Below are 14,967 nucleotides of genomic sequence, written 5' to 3'. Positions count from 1 at the left end.
ATCAGTGACCCCCTTTGTGATCGCGCCATGTCCGGCGCAGCGGAAGGATAAGCAGGATGACGATGCCGATCATGGTCAGCATGGCGCTGGCCGAGGCCCGGCTGATCGACCGGTTGCCGGCCTGATCGGGTACCAGGAAGTCATAGGTCAGCCACTGCAGCGAGATGACATAGCCCTGGCTCGAGAAACCGACGATTTCTTCAAACACGCGATAGGCGTCCATCAGGTGGATCATCGACACAAAGATGATCAGCGGCATCAGGTGCGGGATGACGATGTATTTCATCCGCTGCCAGCGGGTGGCACCGTCAATCACCGCACTTTCCAGACTGTCCTGATTGACGGTCTGCAGACCGGCGTAGAACACGATGGCAGCAAAAGGCGCGACATGCCACACGCGGTAGAGCATCATCAGGATCTCGATCGTCCACGCCTGTGCAAACAGGGCGATATCGCGGTTCAGCCACCATTCCAGCAGCGCGGTCAGGATACCGTCACCGCGGAACAGCCAGTTGATCGACAGCACCCCGATCACCGGCGTGATGATGAAGGGCAGCAGCGAGATAAAGATCACCGGCCCGCGGATCGCCCGCGCCGCGTTGTTGATCAGAACCGCAATGCCCAACCCGCAGACGATCACCAAGGGTAGCGTGATCAGCGTGAATGTCAGGGTAAACCGCAGCGCCTTCCAGAAGTTGATGGTGGACAAAACGCTCAGGCTGCCTTCGCTGATCGCACGCCAGGCCCGTTCGGGTTCCAGAACGTTGCGATAGCTTTGCAGCCCCACATATTGCGTTTGGGTGATGACCGTGCCGTGTTCGTCCAGTTTCGGTTGGGATTTCAGCTCGGTCACGCAGGTCTGGGTCAGGAAACCGGGGGTGCAGGTTTCAACCTCGACCGTCTCATAGATCGGCTGGGTGATGTAAAAGCTCTGCTTGAACACGCTGACCAGCGGGAAAGCGATGAAGAGAAGCATCATAAAGACAGAGGGGCCAACAAAGGCGGCAAATGTCCGGAAATTCATGGCTCTGCCTTTCTCATGGTTCTCGAGGGATCAGGAGGGGATGGGAGGGCCGGAACCCTCCCCCCGGGAGGATCAGTTGTTGACCAGACCTGCTTCTTTCGCAGCAGTCAGATAAGCGGCTTCGATATCGGCCAGAGTGGTCGATGCGTCTTTTACACCGGTCAGATAGTCGGCCAGACCATTACCCAGCGCACTGTGCAGAACGCCCATCGGGGCCGACGCAGGATACGCCTTGGCACCGTTTTCTGCCGACGCTGCGGCACCGGCTGCCAGTTCACCCGGCGTGTAGGCGGGGCTCAGCCAGACAGCGACGTCGTTGTTGGCGCTGACCATGTCACCGTCGATGCCTTCCAAGATCAGACGGAACGCGGCATCCGCTTCTTCGTCGCTCATGTTTGCAGCCAGAACGACACCATCCCACCAGATGGTGGTCGAAGGCGCAGCCGCACCCATCGGCGCCGACGCCATGGTAACCTTGCCGACAACCTGGCTTTCGGCTTCGTCGTTCATCGCCGCGGCACGGCTGGCCCACAGGTTCGCCATCGCGATCTTGCCCTGCTGGAACTGCTGTTGAACGTAGGTCGAGTCGGATACCAGATATTCAGGGTCCATGAACTCGGTCATCGCTTTCATGGTCTCAAGCGCCTTGACGCCCTGTTCGTTGTTGATCGAGGGCATGTTGCCTTCGCCAAAGAACTGTCCGCCTTCGCCCATGTACATGTTGACGAATTCCTGAGCCAGGTTCCAACCAGTCTTGAAGGTCCCGCCGATCGGGTACTCCATGACGCCGGCTTCCTTGATCTTGGCAGCGGCGGCCAGAACGTCGTCATAGGTCTTGGGCTCTTCGATGCCCAGATCTGCCAGAACGTCGTTGCGATACATCAGGTGCTGCGCGTTCACCATCATGGCAATCGCCATAACCTTGCCGTCCACCTTGATCAGCTGGTTCGGCAGCAGGTCCTGACCGTATTTCTCGACCAGATCATCCAGCGGGCGCAGCGAGCCTGCGTTCAGCAGCGGGATCATGGTCTCGTTGGCAACGCCACCGATCTGATACAGCGACGGGTTCGCTGCAAAGGCCTCGGGCTGCTTTTCGCGGAATTCCTGATCCAGCGAAGCGCTGAAGTTGCCGCATTCGGCCATCGCGTCGGTGACGGCTTTCCACGCCTCGAAACCAGCCGAAAGCGATTTCAGTGGCACTTCGTTTTCATACGCACATTCGGCCCATACGCCGGTTGCTGCGAGGGACATGGCGCCTGCCATGAAGAGTGATTTGAGTTTCATGCGTTTCTCCCTGTCAGGATCGGTCCGTCGTCGACGTCCGGACCGCTGTTATGCCCGAATGGGCTGTTTGTGGGATTGCTCCCCGATCCGCGCACCGCTTTCAGCTTCAAAGAGGTGACAGATTTCCGTCGGCACCGAGAACGAGACCATCTCGCCAATTTCGGCGCGGAAGGCTTTGTCGGCCTTGACTGACACCAGTGCACCACCGACCCGGACCGAGATCATGGTCGCGTCGCCCAGCAGCTCCAGCGAATAGATCGGAGCCGTGATCTGACCCTGCCCTTCGGCAAGGCTGGCATCCTCGGCGCGAAAGCCCAGCGTCATCGGGCCATCCGGCGCATCGACCGGAATCTCAACATGTTCGGCACGGAACACGCCGGCTGAGACCTGACCATCCATCAGGTTCATCGCCGGTGAACCGATGAAGCTGGCCACGAAGGTATTCGCGGGGCGGTCATAAATCTCGGTCGGGCTGCCGACCTGCTGAACCACACCTTTTTTCATGACCACAACGCGATCGGCCAGGGTCATGGCTTCGATCTGGTCGTGGGTCACATAGATGGTGGTCACCGCCAGCTCGTGGCTGAGGTTCTTGATCTGCGCTCGGGTCGAAACCCGCAGCTTGGCGTCGAGGTTGGACAGCGGTTCATCCATCAGGAACACGTTGGGTTCGCGGACAATGGCCCGGGCCAAAGCTACACGCTGCCGCTGACCGCCCGAAAGTTCCGCGGGCTTGCGGTGCAGGAACTCGTCCAACTCAACCATCGCGCTGGCACGGCGGACCTTTTCATCATGGGTCGCCGGATCGATGCCGCGCACTTTCAGCGGAAAGCGGATGTTCTCATAGACGTTCATGTTGGGATAGAGCGCGTAGCTCTGGAACACCATCGCCACGTCGCGGTCCTTGGGCTCAAGGTCATTGACCACCTTGCCATCGACCAGAATTTCACCCTCGGTGACGTCTTCCAGACCCGCGATCATCCGCATTGTGGTGGTCTTGCCGCAGCCTGACGGGCCCAGAAGCACCAGAAACTCGCGATCCGCGATGGTCAGGTCGAAATTGTGAACCCCGACAAAGTTGCCCCAGCGTTTGCCGACGTTGCGCAGTTGAATTTCCGCCATGGTGCCCCCTGCAAGGATTCGCTTTGCATACGTTTGCAAAACTGTATTCTTCAGTAATCATTTCTGGCAAGACTTTTTTGCATACGTATGCAAAAAATCCTTAACCCGCGATTCTCAATCGCTTAAATCCAAAGCAAGCCATCAACGAAACGGTGCAAACGTGAGCTTTCAGGAAGAAAAAACACTCGTCTCCTCGTTCTACGAGGCCCTCAATTCATCCAGCGAAACGAATCTGCCTGACGTCTTTGGGCAGTTCTGTGCCGACGATTTGCTGTGGCGCGGCTTTCATCCGTTCGATGAAATCACCGGTGCGGATTCGGTGGCGAGGATATTCTGGCAGCCGCTGAAATCCAGCCTGAAACGGATGCAACGCCGTCAGGATGTGTTTTTCGCGGGCACCAACTCTCTGGAACAGGGCGCGGATGTCTGGGTGGTTTCGATGGGCCATCTGATGGGCCTGTTCGACGCCCCATGGCTGGGGATTCGCCCCACCGGCAAGATGGCCTTTCTGCGTTATTGCGAATTTCACCGGATCGCGGACGGCAAGATTGCCGAAACAGCGATGTATTTCGACATCCCGCATCTGATGGTGCAGGCGGGGCAAAACCCGTTCCCGCCGCAAACCGCAGCACATCTGATCCAACCCGGGCCGCTGACCCATGACGGTCTGCTGTATGAAGACCGGCCCGAGGAAGAAGGCCGCAAGACGCTGGCAGCGATCAACGCCATGATCTCGGACCTTGGACAGTGGAACAGCGGCCTGTCGCTTGAGGACGAATTGGCCCGCACATGGCATGACGACATGATCTGGTGGGGCCCCGAAGGGATCGGCGCCACCTACACGATCGAACGCTATGCCAAGCAGCATTCCGGCCCGTTCCGCGCCGGGTTCACCGACCGCTCCAAGACCAAACATATCTGCCGTCTGGCCGAGGGGCATTACGGCGGTTTCTTCGGCTGGCCCAATTTCACCGCCGTGCCGACAGGTGGGTTCATGGGTATGCCCGCCACCGGCAAACCCGGTGAATTCCGGGTGATCGACATCTACCGCCGCGCGGGCGACAAGCTGGCCGAGAACTGGATTTTCATCGACCTTCTGCATTTCTGGAAACAGCAGGGCGTCGATATTCTGGCCCGCACAACAGGGATTGAAACACCATGAGGATCGATGCGCATCACCACCTATGGGACCTGAACGCGGTGAACTATCCGTGGCTGATGGAAAAGGGCGCGGTGCGGTTCTTTGGCGACCCCTCTCCGATTCAGCGCGACTATCTGCTGCCTGAATTCCGCAAAGATGCCGAGGCCGCCGCGTTTACTGCCTCAGTCCACATTCAGGTCGGCGCCGCCGATCCATGGGCCGAGGCGCAATGGGTGCAGTCCGTCGCCGACCAATACCCCGACTGGCCACTGGCGCAGGTCGCCTTTTGTGACCTGACCGCGGATGACCTGACCGAACAGCTGGAGCGGTTGCAAACCCTGCCCTCGCTGCGTGGCGTGCGCCAGATCATCGGCCGCGCCCCGGGTGAGGATCAGCTATCGGGCACCAATGACCTGCTGGACAACCCCAAGTTTCTGGCCGGGCTGAAACAACTGGGCGATCGTGGCCTGTCCTTTGACCTGCAATTGTTGCCCGAACTGATGGAACGAACTACCGCCGTTCTGGATCAGGCACCAGCAACCCAAGTGGCGCTGTGTCATGCCGGGTCGCCGCATGACCGATCCGCACAGGGACTGGAAGGCTGGGCCAAGGCGCTGCAATCGCTTGCGACACTGCCGCAGGTCACCTGCAAACTCTCGGGCCTCGGCATGTTCGATCACAATTGGAGCACCGACAGCGTCAGACCCATCGTCGAGACCTGCCTGACCCAATTTGTGCCTGAACGCTGCATGTTCGGGTCTAATTTTCCGGTCGACAGCCTGTCATCCAGTTACGCGGATCTGATCGCCAGACACAAAGCATTGGTGCCCGATGCCCATCACGATCAGGTTTTCGGGCGCACCGCGCAGAAGTTCTATCACATGTAAAGGGCTGGGTGTCCTGAGGGTCAGGACACCGATTGCTCGGACACGATCTCGCCAAACCGGGTGAAGAACTTGCCCGACAGCTTTTTGGCGGTGCCCGAGATCAGACGGCTGCCCAACTGGGCGATCTTGCCGCCGACATCGACTTTGGCCGTGTAAGACAGCACCGTCTCATCCCCGTCTTCGGTCAGCGTCACGTCGGCCCCGCCTTTGGCAAAGCCCGCCGCCCCACCCTTGCCTTCGCCGGACAGAGAAAACCCATCAGGGGCGTTGGAGGTGTCCAGCGTGACTTCACCGGCGAACTTGGCTTTGACCGGGCCGATCTTCAGCACAACCTTGGCCGCAAGCTCATCGGGCGCGTTCTGAGTCAGTTCCTCGCAGCCCGGAATGCACTCCTGCAGGATCTCAGGGTTGTTTAGGGCTTGATACACGACATCCCGCGGTGCCGAGATGCGGATTTCATCACTCAGGTCCATGCGCGCTTCCTTTGATCAGTGACTTGCCTTGTTCAGCAAAGTTACAGGTTCCGGCGCATCTTTCCAGAGTCTGTTTCGGCGCCGCCAATCCCCGACCGGCGGCGCCCGGTTTATCAGTCGCTGATCGCGCCTTCCTCATCCCGGCGCTGGTGCATCTTGGCTTTGACCCGTGCGCCCACGATCAGGGGCAAGACAAAACCGATGATGGCGATGGCCCACAGCGCGATGGACAGTGGGCTGTCGATCAGGGTCCACCAGTTGCCGTTGTCGATGGTCACCGCACGGCGCAGGTTGTTCTCCATCGAGTTGCCCAGCAGCGTGCCAAGGATGATCGGCACCAGCGGCACGTCCAGCTTGCGCAGGACCCAGCCCATCACGCCAAACCCGATCATCACCAGCAGGTCAAAGCTCGACCCCGAAATGCCGTAGATGCCGACAAAGCTGACCATCGCCACAATCGGCATCAGGATGCGCGAGGGGATCATCAGCACGCGGGTGAACAGCCCCACCATCGGGATGTTCATCGCCAGCAGCATGAAGTTCGCGATGAACAGCGCGGCGATCAGGCCCCAGACCACATCCGGGTTCTGCGTGAACAGCAGCGGACCGGGTGTGATGTTCAGCGCCAGCAAAACCGCAAGCAGCACGGCCGTTGTCCCCGACCCCGGCACGCCCAGCGCCAGCATCGGCACCAAAGCACCACCAGCGGCGGCGTTGTTACCAGCCTCAGGCGCGGCCACGCCCCGTGGGTCACCGGTGCCGAAGGTGTTTTCCTTGTCGACCAGCCGTTTCTCCATCGAATAAGAGATGAACGAGCCCAAAGAAGCCCCGGCCCCCGGCAGAACCCCGGCGATAAAGCCAAGGAACGAGGTCCGCAGCATGGTCGGCGTGCATTTCTTGACCATCGTCATCGGCGGATAGAGGCGACCGATATTCAGCTTGCGGCCTTCGGCATCCGATCCACCATGGCGGTGTTCAAGGAAAATGAACACTTCGGACAGGGCAAACAGACCGACGATCGCGACAAGGAAGTCCAGCCCGTCATACAGATGCACCTCGCCAAAGGTGAACCGCGGCACACCGGTCTGGGTATCCACACCGATGGTGGCCAACCCGAGGCCCAGCGCGGCAGCGAAGGCGGATTTGGCTTGGTTGGTCGAGGACACACCGCCCAGCGTCATGAAGGCCAGCGCGAACAGGGCGAAGTATTCAGCCGGTCCGAACAGCAGTGCGATTTTCACCAGCTGCGGAGCCAGAAAGATCAGGCCCCATGTGGCCAGAAACGCACCGACAAAGGATGCGATGCCGGACAGCGACAGCGCCTCACCGGCAAAGCCCTTTTTCGCCATGGGATGCCCGTCCAGACAGGTCATCATGGCCGGTTCGTCTCCGGGAATGTTCAGCAGGATTGATGAGATCCGCCCCCCATACATTGCCCCGTAATACACACTGGTCAGCAGGATCAGCGACGGCGTCGCCCCCAGCCCCAGCGTGAAAGCCAGTGGGATCAGGATGGCCACGCCGTTTGACGGGCCAAGACCGGGCAGCGCGCCCATAATCGTGCCCAGAAAACAGCCCAGCAGGGCCAGCATCAGGTTCTGCCATGTCAGCGCGATGGCAAAACCGTCTCCTAAAGATGCAAGAGTTTCCATGTCTTATTCCTCAGAACCCCAGCGGGCCACGGGCCAGCGACAGGCCCAGAACCAGATGGAAGATGACGTAGATGCCGACGGACGTACCGATGCCCACCAGCACGCTTTCGATCGGGCCAGAGCCCAGGCGCCAGGCCAGGTAAGTGGCGGCAAAGGCGGTGGCGATGACAAAGCCAATCTCGGGCAGCAGCTCGGCGTAAAGGATCATCATCACCACGGCGGCGCCAACCTCGACCAAACGGCTCAGCGTGGGCCATTCGGGTTCAGTGTCGGGGCGTAGGGCAATGACGATGCTCGAAAGGCCCAGAATAGCGGCGATGATCAGGGGGAAGGCTTTGGGTCCGACGGCATCGGACAGAAAGCTCTCTTCGATCGCCAAAGCGGAAAAGGCAAATCCGATGGCGAGTAGCAGTCCGACGACCCCGAAGATGCGGTCACTCATCGGTGTCTCCTATTGTTCGGGTAAATCTAATGATCCGGGCACGGCTAGGTGCCCGGATCGCTGTGAGTGGTTATTTGATGATCCCGATCTCTTTCGAGATCGTCTGGATCTGACCCACGGATTCAGCAACGAAGTCCTGGAAGGCAGCCCCCTGCAAGTCCAGCGGGGCCAGACCGTTGGCGGCCATCACCTCTTTCCATTCGTCCGAGGCGTAAAGATCACCGATCTTGCCAACCCAATCGCCATAAGCCTCATCGGTCATGCCGCCCGGAGCGTAGAAGCCGCGCCAGTTTGCGCCGATGGCGTCAACGCCCTGCTCCTTGGCGGTCGGGAAATCGGCAAACTCACCGGGCAGCCGTTCGGGTGCCAGCACTGCGATCACCTTGATGTCGCCGGAATCCACGAAACCCTTGGCCTCGGAAATGTCACCGGTGAAGGCTTGAACCGACCCGGCCAGTAGTTGGGTCACGGCCTCGCCACCGCCGTCAAAGGCGATGTACTTGACCGAGCGCACGTCGTCGATGCCATAGGCATTGGCTGCGATCAGAACCTTCAGGTGGTCCCAACCACCCACGGCAGACCCGCCGGCAACCGACACCGAGGCCGGGTCTGCTTTGATCTGATCCAGCAGTTCCGGCAGCGTGTTGACCGCGCTGTCCGCCGCCACGGCGATCACGCCATAGTCGGCGCCGATGGCAGCAAGCCACCGCACTTGATCCATGGTGTTACCCGGATAAGCGCCTTGCGCCAGACGGGTCGCGGTGGCTGCACTGGCCGCAACGATCAGCTCGCTGTCCTCACCACGTTTGTTCACCACTTCGGCAAAGGCCACACCACCGCCGCCACCGGCAAGGTTCACCACCTGCATGGTCTGGTCGATCAGGCCCAGATCCTGCAACGATTTACCCACCTGACGGCAGGTGAAGTCCCAGCCGCCACCGGGGTTGGCCGGGGCGATACATTCCTGTGCGCTGGCCGCAACGCCGGACAGGGCAAAGACAGCAGCCGCAATTGCGCCACTGGTTCCAAACAGTTTCATTCGTGTCTCCTCCTTGGGTCTTTTTGGGCCGCATTTCAGCAACCGAAACCGATCCCCGCAGGCGCATGTCCTTGCAGGTCGTACCTGTTTACCGAATAATGCTGTCACGAACCTGTCACAGTTCCGGCGTTCGACTTTGGGAGGGGTCATGCGCGTTTTGATGATCGAAGATGCCGAGGATCTGGCCGAGGGCGTCGTGGCCCATCTGGCCCGCTCAGGTGTGGTGTGTGATCTGGCGACCACCGTGGAATCCGCCCGCGATTTCCGCGCGGTACAAAGCTATGACGCCATGCTGCTGGACATCAATCTGCCCGACGGGTCCGGCTTGAATTTCCTTGGCAAAATCCGCGCGTCAGGCGACCGCACGCCGGTGCTGATGCTGACCGCGCTGACCTCGGTCGAGGATCGTGTGGCCGCCCTGGACAAGGGCGCTGACGATTATCTGGGCAAGCCCTTTGATCAGCGCGAGCTTGAGGCCCGCCTGCGCGCCCTCGTCCGCCGCGACGCTGACCGCAAAAGCGAGCAGATCACGCTGGGACCGCTGATCTATGCCCCCAAGGACCGCAGCGCCACATTGGAGGGTAAGCGCCTGAACCTGACCGCCCGCGAGGCCGCCGTGCTGGACGCGCTGATCCGGCACGAGGGTCAATACCTGTCGAAAACGCGCCTCTATGACTCGCTTTACGGGTTCGAGGATGCCGATGTGGGCGAGAACGCGATTGAGCTGTACATCGCCCGCCTGCGCAAAAAGTTCACCGGCAGTACCGTCAGTATCACCACCCAGCGCGGGGTGGGATATCGGATTGGTCTGGATGGCTAGGCTGCACCTGCCCCACAGCCTGACGGCGCGAGTTCTCAGCGCGGTGATGCTGATCCTGATATTGGGAGGCTGTCTGGTGGCGCTGTCGATCTGGGCCAATGGGCGGCTGGCGGCGCGGCAGGCCTATGATCGACTACTGCTGGGCGCGGCCAACGATATCGCCGAATCCGTGCGCATTCAGGATAGCGAGCCGTTTGTGGACCTGCCGGTCTCGGCCTTTCAACTGCTGGCGCAGGCGCCGGATGACCGGATTTTCTATGCGGTACAGGTGCCCGGTGGCCCGTTCATCACCGGGCTGGACCGTGACACAGCGATTGAGGTGCCACAACAACCCGGCACCGCGCCCTTCTACTTCACCGCCGACCTGAACGGGGAACCCGCCCGCTTTGTCCGCGTGGCCCGACTGTTTGCCGAACGGGAGTTTTCAGGCGAGGTTGAAGTGCTGGTCGGCCAGACCCTGCGCGCACGCAAGATGATGACCGCCGGGCTGATGCGTGATGCGTTGCTGCCGATGGCCGGTGCAGGGATTTTGCTGCTGATCATGTCGTGGTTTGTCACACGCTCGGCTCTGCGCCCGCTTGAGGCCCTGTCCGACGACCTCACCCGCCGCGATCCGTATGACCTGACACCGATGACCAGCGATGGCTTGCCGCGTGAGCTGCAGGTGATGCTGAACGCGATGAACCGCTTCATGGGGCGGCTCGACCGGCAGGTGGACACGATGCGTAACCTGATCGCCGACACCGCCCATCAGCTGCGCACCCCGGTCGCCGCCATCCGGGTACAGGCCGAAATCGCGCAGGACGACCCCGATCCCCCTGCCCGCGCACGCGCCTTGGATCGGTTGCTAAGGCGCACGCGGTCACTGGGCACCCTGCTGGATCAGCTGCTGTCCCGCGCCATGGTAATCCACCGCATCGACAGCGCCCCCCGGCGTCCTGTTGATCTGCGTGAGGTGGCGCTGGACGTGCTGGAACAAAGCGATCACGAACTGGTCGCGCCCGGTGTCGAGGTGCGGCTGGAGATCGGCGAAACCCCGGTGCTGGTGAATGCCGATGCCTTTTCCCTTGGTGAGGCCGCAAAGAACCTGCTGGGCAATGCGCTGCGGCACGGCGACCCTCCGGTCAGCATTGGCGCAGCTCAAGAGGGCAACCGCGCCATTCTGTGGGTGCGCGATCACGGTCTCGGCCCCGCCACGCCCGTCGCCGATAACATCGGGGACCGGTTCAATCGCACCACCGGCTCGGGCGAGGACAGCAGCGGGCTGGGCCTGTCGATCGTGAAATCCACTGCCGAGGCTTTTGACGGCAAGGTTGAAATGAACCGCGACGATACCGGGTTTCGCGCGGCACTCAGCTTTCCGGTCACAAGGGGGATGGAATGATCCGCACCTTTTTGATCTGTGTTCTGTTTGCCCTGCCCAGCGCTCTGCGCGCACAAGAAGCCACGGCCAGCTTCGGAGGCGGCAATGACCCGATGCTGATCCGCTCGACCACCGATATCGCCATCATTGCCCCGGTCCTGGAACGCTTTGCCGAGCTGAACCCCAATCTGGTGATCACCTACGAACAATGGAGCTCGAACGCGCTGTTTCAGCACAGCCGCACGGTCTGCAAAGGCGGTCAGAACCCCGCCGATGTAGTGTTTTCCTCGGCCATTCAGCAGATGGTGTGGCTGGTCAATTCCGCCTGTGCCCACCGCTATCGTTCATCCCGAACCGAGGCCCTGCCGGACGCACGGCGCTGGCGGGATGAGCTGTGGGGCATCACCACCGAACCTGCGGTCATCGCCTATAACAAGGAGTTGCTGGACGATCAGCACGTGCCTCGCAACCGCTTTGCCCTGCTGGACGCGATGCGCACGCAGCCCGATCTGCTGCGGGGCCGGGTGGCCACTTACGATATCGCCGCCTCGGGTCTGGGGTATCTTTTCGCCTATGGTGACAGTCTTGAGGCCACGACCTTTGGTTCCCTGATCGAAGGCTTCGCCCGCATCGACGCCGTGGCGACCTGCTGTTCCTCCGAGATCATCCGCGACGTGGCCGAGGGGCGGTTCCTGATCGCCTATAACGTTCTAGGATCTTACGTCGCCAACGCTGACGCGCCGGGCGTGGGTGTGATCCTGCCCGAGGATTACACGCTGGTCCTGTCCCGCGCCCTTATGATTCCGGCTCAGGCAGCCAACAAGGATGCCGCGACCGGGTTTCTGGATTTCCTGCTGTCACCTGAAGCGCAAAACCTGCTGGCGGCTTCGGGGCTTGTGGCCCAGATGGACGCGGCCGAGACCGGCCTGCCCCCCAGCGCCCGCCGCTTTATCGCGCTGTCCCCGGCGCTGCTGGTCGCACGAGACCAGAACCGCCGGGCAGAGCTGTTCAAACTGTGGAACGACGCCTTTGACGTGGAAACCGCGCGCTAGGCCTGTTTCTCGACCACCGGCTCTCCCTCGGCATTGACCGCCGGTTCGACATCGGGCCGGACTGGTTCCGCCTCCATCTCGATGACCTCGGGTTCGGCCGTTTCCTCGACCTCTTCGATTTCGAGTTCCGGCTCGGGTTCGGGTTCTGGCTCGGGTTTGTCCTCAAGCGCGCCGACGATCAGCGGCAGCATGTGAACGCCGGTGGCCGTTGCGATCTCCGGCGTTTGCGGGGTTTGCCAGCTGAGGGTGTCAAAGCTGCCGCAGTTCTGACAGACCGGCGCCCATTCGGGCTGAATGTCGTGGCAGTTGTCACAGACCCATTGCGGCCCGCGCGGCGCGTTCAGTGCCTTGGCCAGCCAACCCTGCACCACGGCGTCCGAGGCGCCCTCGCCCCGTTCAATTGCCGCCATCAGCGTATAGGCGCGCGCATCAGCCTGTTTTTCCACGACATCGCCCAGCGCCCGGCGAGCTTCTGGGAAATCCTCGGCCACGATGTTCAGCTCGGCCAGAATCAGGCGAGTTTCCGGGTTCTCGGGATGAATGCGTGTCAGCGCCGTAAACCGCTTGATCCGCGCCTCGGGGGTTTCATCCGGAGCAATCTCGGCAAAGGCATGGGCCAGATCGGGGTGCGGCTGCACCTCCCAGGCTTTTTTCAGAATTTTGGTCGCGGCGCGCGGCTTGCCCTTTTCGATATAGGCTCGCGCGGCCATCGCGGCGGCGGGCACCAGATCAGGCGACAGGCGGTTTGCCTCGATCGCGTGTTCCTGCTGTTCGACCGTTGCGCCTTCGGCCAGAATATCCTTGGCCTCGGACAGGGCCAGAACCGCATCGCGGCGCTTGAACACGTCACGCGGCAGGTGACCGGCCTTCAGCTTGGCAGTCAGGGTCGAGCGCGCGCCGGCCCAGTCCTGCGACTTGGTCTGCAGACCCAGCAGAATGTCCTGCGTCTCGGCATGGCGCGGTTTGATCGCCAGCGCCTTTTCGGCCAGCTTGCGGGCTGTGTCGTCGTCGCCCTCGGCCAGTTTCTGTTTCATGATGCCGCGCACACCGACAAAGCGCGTGGCGTTGTTCGTGACCAGCTTCTTGTAGGTTTCGGACGCCTTTTTGGTGTCACCATTCATCTCGGCCGCCTGCGCGACTAGCAGGTTGGTCAGCTCGGGCTTGTTCAGCAGCTTTTCGGCCTTGTAGGCCTTGTTCATGGCCACGCGCCCCTCGCCCGAGGCCAGTGCCATCAGGCCATCGGACAGCGCCTGATAGCCCCGCTTTTCGCGGCTGCGGTCGAAATAGCGCGACAGCGCGGTTTCATCCCCGTTGAGGAATTTCAGTGTTGCGATCAATAGGGTCAGCAGCTTGAAGAAAACCCAGATCAGAACAACCAGCACGCCCAACGCGATCACCGATTGCAGGGGTCCAAGCGTGAATTCCTGACCCCAAGCCGTGATCTGCACGCCGCCACTGGTTTCCATCAGGAACATGGCGCCCATGGCCAGCAGGCCGATAATCGCTACAAAAACAAGGATCTTTAACAATGACCACAGCATGGCAGGTCCTTCAGTTCGAGTTTACGCTGGATTGCAGCGCATTTGCGGCGTCCACGGCAGCCAACCGCGTCTGGGCCGTCTGTTCCCAATCCGCCAGTGCCGCCTTGGCCGCATCGGGCAGGGATTTGAGTTCGCTCAGCGCGGCAGCAATATCACCACCCGCCAGCGCAGCCTCGGCCCGCGACAGGACCGCGTCGGGGCTGTCGCCCTCTTGCGGGGTGACCGAGCGCGCGCCGGTCTGGCGTTGCAGGAATGCGACCAGACCCGTGGCATTGTCTGCATCTCGCGCATCGGCCAGTGCGGTTCGGGCCGCAGGCGCGAAGGAGTTCCGCAGAGTGTCCAGGGTGGCAACGCCTTCTTTTGCCGGGGCTGACAGAGCATCGGGTACGGTCACACCGCCAGCCGTCAGTTCGGCCACCAGATCACTATAGGGCTGTCCCGCGTCCAGTTGGCTGTGCACCTGAGACAGGATTGATGCATTTGTGGCCGCCTGCGCTTTGGCGGCGGCCTGCGCCTCAAGCGCCTGTGCATCCGAGACCATTTTCTCGACCTCGGCCCGCTGCGCGGCAAGCGAGTCCTGCAGTTTCTTTAGTTCGGCCTCAAACGCTGCCGAGGTCTCGGGAGAGGCGCCTTGCGTCAGCGCACCGCTTTCCAGATCGCTCAGGCGGCTGGCCAGAGGGTCGATCTTGCCCGCCAGCCCATCGAGGCCGGATTTCACCGCATCCAATTCCGCGCCCATTGGCGTGATCTGATCTGTCAGGGCAGCGATTTTGCTGTCCACATCGGAACTGTCTGAACTGTCGGCCAAGGATTTCGTCAGTGCCTCGATCTGGCTGGACTGTTCATTGAGCTTCGCCTCAAGCGCTGCAAGTCCGTCGGACTCGCCCGACCCGAAAAAACCCGCACTGCCCGCAGCAAACCCGATCCCGGCCGCAAGTACTCCGCCCAGCAGGGCCGGCACAAAGCCGCCGCGTTTTTCCTGTTCAGGTTCGGCGGATTTGTCTGCGACCGCCGCGACGGGCTCTTCCACTACTTGTTCGGCTTCGGCTTCGGCTTCGGCTTCGGCTTCGGCTTCGGCTTCGGCTTCGGCTTCGGCTTCGGCTTCGGCTTCGGCTTCGGCTTCGGCT

The 14,967-nt window shown here is 61.3% G+C and carries 14 protein-coding genes; 5 read left to right on the top strand and 9 right to left on the bottom strand.

The window, feature by feature from the left end; translation table 11 throughout:
- Nucleotide 1: 1 nt before the first annotated feature.
- The 3 genes from ACR0KW_RS20705 to ACR0KW_RS20695 all read right to left on the bottom strand — a co-directional run bounded on the left by ACR0KW_RS20705 (nucleotide 2) and on the right by ACR0KW_RS20695 (nucleotide 3,430).
- The gene (locus ACR0KW_RS20705) at nucleotides 2-1,024 is read right to left on the bottom strand and encodes a carbohydrate ABC transporter permease (RefSeq protein WP_480806690.1); all 1,023 of its coding nucleotides are present in this window, start codon (nucleotides 1,022-1,024) and stop codon (nucleotides 2-4) included.
- Between the two features lie 72 nt (nucleotides 1,025-1,096).
- The gene (locus tag ACR0KW_RS20700) at nucleotides 1,097-2,308 is read right to left on the bottom strand and encodes an ABC transporter substrate-binding protein (protein ID WP_480806689.1); all 1,212 of its coding nucleotides are present in this window, start codon (nucleotides 2,306-2,308) and stop codon (nucleotides 1,097-1,099) included.
- 48 nt (nucleotides 2,309-2,356) lie between these two features.
- Complete coding sequence (locus tag ACR0KW_RS20695; RefSeq protein ID WP_480806688.1) at nucleotides 2,357-3,430, bottom strand: ABC transporter ATP-binding protein; 1,074 nt, start codon at nucleotides 3,428-3,430, stop codon at nucleotides 2,357-2,359.
- Nucleotides 3,431-3,590: 160 nt separating this feature from the next.
- Here ACR0KW_RS20695 and ACR0KW_RS20690 point away from each other — a divergent pair, with 160 nt between their 5' ends.
- Nucleotides 3,591-4,592: an ester cyclase gene (locus tag ACR0KW_RS20690; protein ID WP_480806687.1), complete on the top strand. Its 1,002-nt coding sequence runs from the start codon at nucleotides 3,591-3,593 to the stop codon at nucleotides 4,590-4,592.
- Nucleotides 4,589-5,458: an amidohydrolase family protein gene (locus ACR0KW_RS20685; RefSeq protein ID WP_480806686.1), complete on the top strand. Its 870-nt coding sequence runs from the start codon at nucleotides 4,589-4,591 to the stop codon at nucleotides 5,456-5,458. Before ACR0KW_RS20690 ends, ACR0KW_RS20685 begins: the two co-directional genes overlap by 4 nt.
- 20 nt (nucleotides 5,459-5,478) lie before the next feature.
- Here the strand turns inward: ACR0KW_RS20685 and ACR0KW_RS20680 are convergent, their stop codons facing one another.
- The 4 genes from ACR0KW_RS20680 to ACR0KW_RS20665 form a co-directional block, all read right to left on the bottom strand.
- Nucleotides 5,479-5,931 carry an SRPBCC family protein gene (locus ACR0KW_RS20680; RefSeq protein WP_170404637.1) on the bottom strand — a complete coding sequence of 151 codons (453 nt, stop codon included), beginning with the start codon at nucleotides 5,929-5,931 and terminating at the stop codon, nucleotides 5,479-5,481.
- Between the two features lie 113 nt (nucleotides 5,932-6,044).
- Complete coding sequence (locus tag ACR0KW_RS20675; protein WP_480806685.1) at nucleotides 6,045-7,583, bottom strand: tripartite tricarboxylate transporter permease; 1,539 nt, start codon at nucleotides 7,581-7,583, stop codon at nucleotides 6,045-6,047.
- Between the two features lie 10 nt (nucleotides 7,584-7,593).
- On the bottom strand, nucleotides 7,594-8,025 hold the full coding sequence (locus ACR0KW_RS20670; protein ID WP_480806684.1) for a tripartite tricarboxylate transporter TctB family protein: 432 nt from the start codon (nucleotides 8,023-8,025) through the stop codon (nucleotides 7,594-7,596).
- Nucleotides 8,026-8,095: 70 nt separating this feature from the next.
- Entirely contained in the window at nucleotides 8,096-9,064 is a 969-nt protein-coding gene (locus ACR0KW_RS20665) for a Bug family tripartite tricarboxylate transporter substrate binding protein (RefSeq protein ID WP_480806683.1), read from the bottom strand.
- A 148-nt stretch (nucleotides 9,065-9,212) separates the two neighbouring features.
- On the opposite strand from ACR0KW_RS20665, the gene ACR0KW_RS20660 reads away from it, so the two are divergent.
- From ACR0KW_RS20660 to ACR0KW_RS20650, 3 genes are read left to right on the top strand one after another with little or no spacing between them, the layout of a single operon-like run.
- The gene (locus ACR0KW_RS20660; RefSeq protein ID WP_170404646.1) at nucleotides 9,213-9,884 is read left to right on the top strand and encodes a response regulator transcription factor; all 672 of its coding nucleotides are present in this window, start codon (nucleotides 9,213-9,215) and stop codon (nucleotides 9,882-9,884) included.
- On the top strand, nucleotides 9,877-11,268 hold the full coding sequence (locus ACR0KW_RS20655) for a sensor histidine kinase N-terminal domain-containing protein (RefSeq protein ID WP_480806682.1): 1,392 nt from the start codon (nucleotides 9,877-9,879) through the stop codon (nucleotides 11,266-11,268). The genes ACR0KW_RS20660 and ACR0KW_RS20655 overlap by 8 nt, the downstream gene beginning before the upstream one ends.
- Nucleotides 11,265-12,299, top strand: coding sequence for an ABC transporter substrate-binding protein (locus ACR0KW_RS20650; RefSeq protein WP_480806681.1), 1,035 nt, complete (start codon nucleotides 11,265-11,267; stop codon nucleotides 12,297-12,299). Before ACR0KW_RS20655 ends, ACR0KW_RS20650 begins: the two co-directional genes overlap by 4 nt.
- On the opposite strand, the gene ACR0KW_RS20645 is transcribed toward ACR0KW_RS20650, so the two are convergent.
- Nucleotides 12,296-13,840: a heme biosynthesis HemY N-terminal domain-containing protein gene (locus ACR0KW_RS20645; RefSeq protein ID WP_480806680.1), complete on the bottom strand. Its 1,545-nt coding sequence runs from the start codon at nucleotides 13,838-13,840 to the stop codon at nucleotides 12,296-12,298. The genes ACR0KW_RS20650 and ACR0KW_RS20645 overlap by 4 nt on opposite strands.
- A gap of 10 nt (nucleotides 13,841-13,850) precedes the next feature.
- Nucleotides 13,851-14,967 (bottom strand): COG4223 family protein (locus ACR0KW_RS20640; RefSeq protein WP_480806679.1); only part of this gene is annotated, 1,117 nt, incomplete at its 5' end.

Source organism: Ruegeria sp. CG11, assembly GCF_056537245.1.
This window is presented reverse-complemented; position numbering and strand designations above follow the sequence as displayed.

Excerpts from the sequence above, each read along its gene's own strand:
- ACR0KW_RS20705 (WP_480806690.1), bottom strand. The coding sequence starts at position 1,024 with ATGAATTTCCGGACATTTGCCGCCTTTGTTGGCCCCTCTGTCTTTATG.
- ACR0KW_RS20700 (WP_480806689.1), bottom strand. The coding sequence starts at position 2,308 with ATGAAACTCAAATCACTCTTCATGGCAGGCGCCATGTCCCTCGCAGCA.
- ACR0KW_RS20695 (WP_480806688.1), bottom strand. The coding sequence starts at position 3,430 with ATGGCGGAAATTCAACTGCGCAACGTCGGCAAACGCTGGGGCAACTTT.
- ACR0KW_RS20685 (WP_480806686.1), top strand. The coding sequence starts at position 4,589 with ATGAGGATCGATGCGCATCACCACCTATGGGACCTGAACGCGGTGAAC.
- ACR0KW_RS20680 (WP_170404637.1), bottom strand. The coding sequence starts at position 5,931 with ATGGACCTGAGTGATGAAATCCGCATCTCGGCACCGCGGGATGTCGTG.
- ACR0KW_RS20675 (WP_480806685.1), bottom strand. The coding sequence starts at position 7,583 with ATGGAAACTCTTGCATCTTTAGGAGACGGTTTTGCCATCGCGCTGACA.
- ACR0KW_RS20670 (WP_480806684.1), bottom strand. The coding sequence starts at position 8,025 with ATGAGTGACCGCATCTTCGGGGTCGTCGGACTGCTACTCGCCATCGGA.
- ACR0KW_RS20665 (WP_480806683.1), bottom strand. The coding sequence starts at position 9,064 with ATGAAACTGTTTGGAACCAGTGGCGCAATTGCGGCTGCTGTCTTTGCC.
- ACR0KW_RS20660 (WP_170404646.1), top strand. The coding sequence starts at position 9,213 with ATGCGCGTTTTGATGATCGAAGATGCCGAGGATCTGGCCGAGGGCGTC.
- ACR0KW_RS20655 (WP_480806682.1), top strand. The coding sequence starts at position 9,877 with ATGGCTAGGCTGCACCTGCCCCACAGCCTGACGGCGCGAGTTCTCAGC.
- ACR0KW_RS20650 (WP_480806681.1), top strand. The coding sequence starts at position 11,265 with ATGATCCGCACCTTTTTGATCTGTGTTCTGTTTGCCCTGCCCAGCGCT.
- ACR0KW_RS20645 (WP_480806680.1), bottom strand. The coding sequence starts at position 13,840 with ATGCTGTGGTCATTGTTAAAGATCCTTGTTTTTGTAGCGATTATCGGC.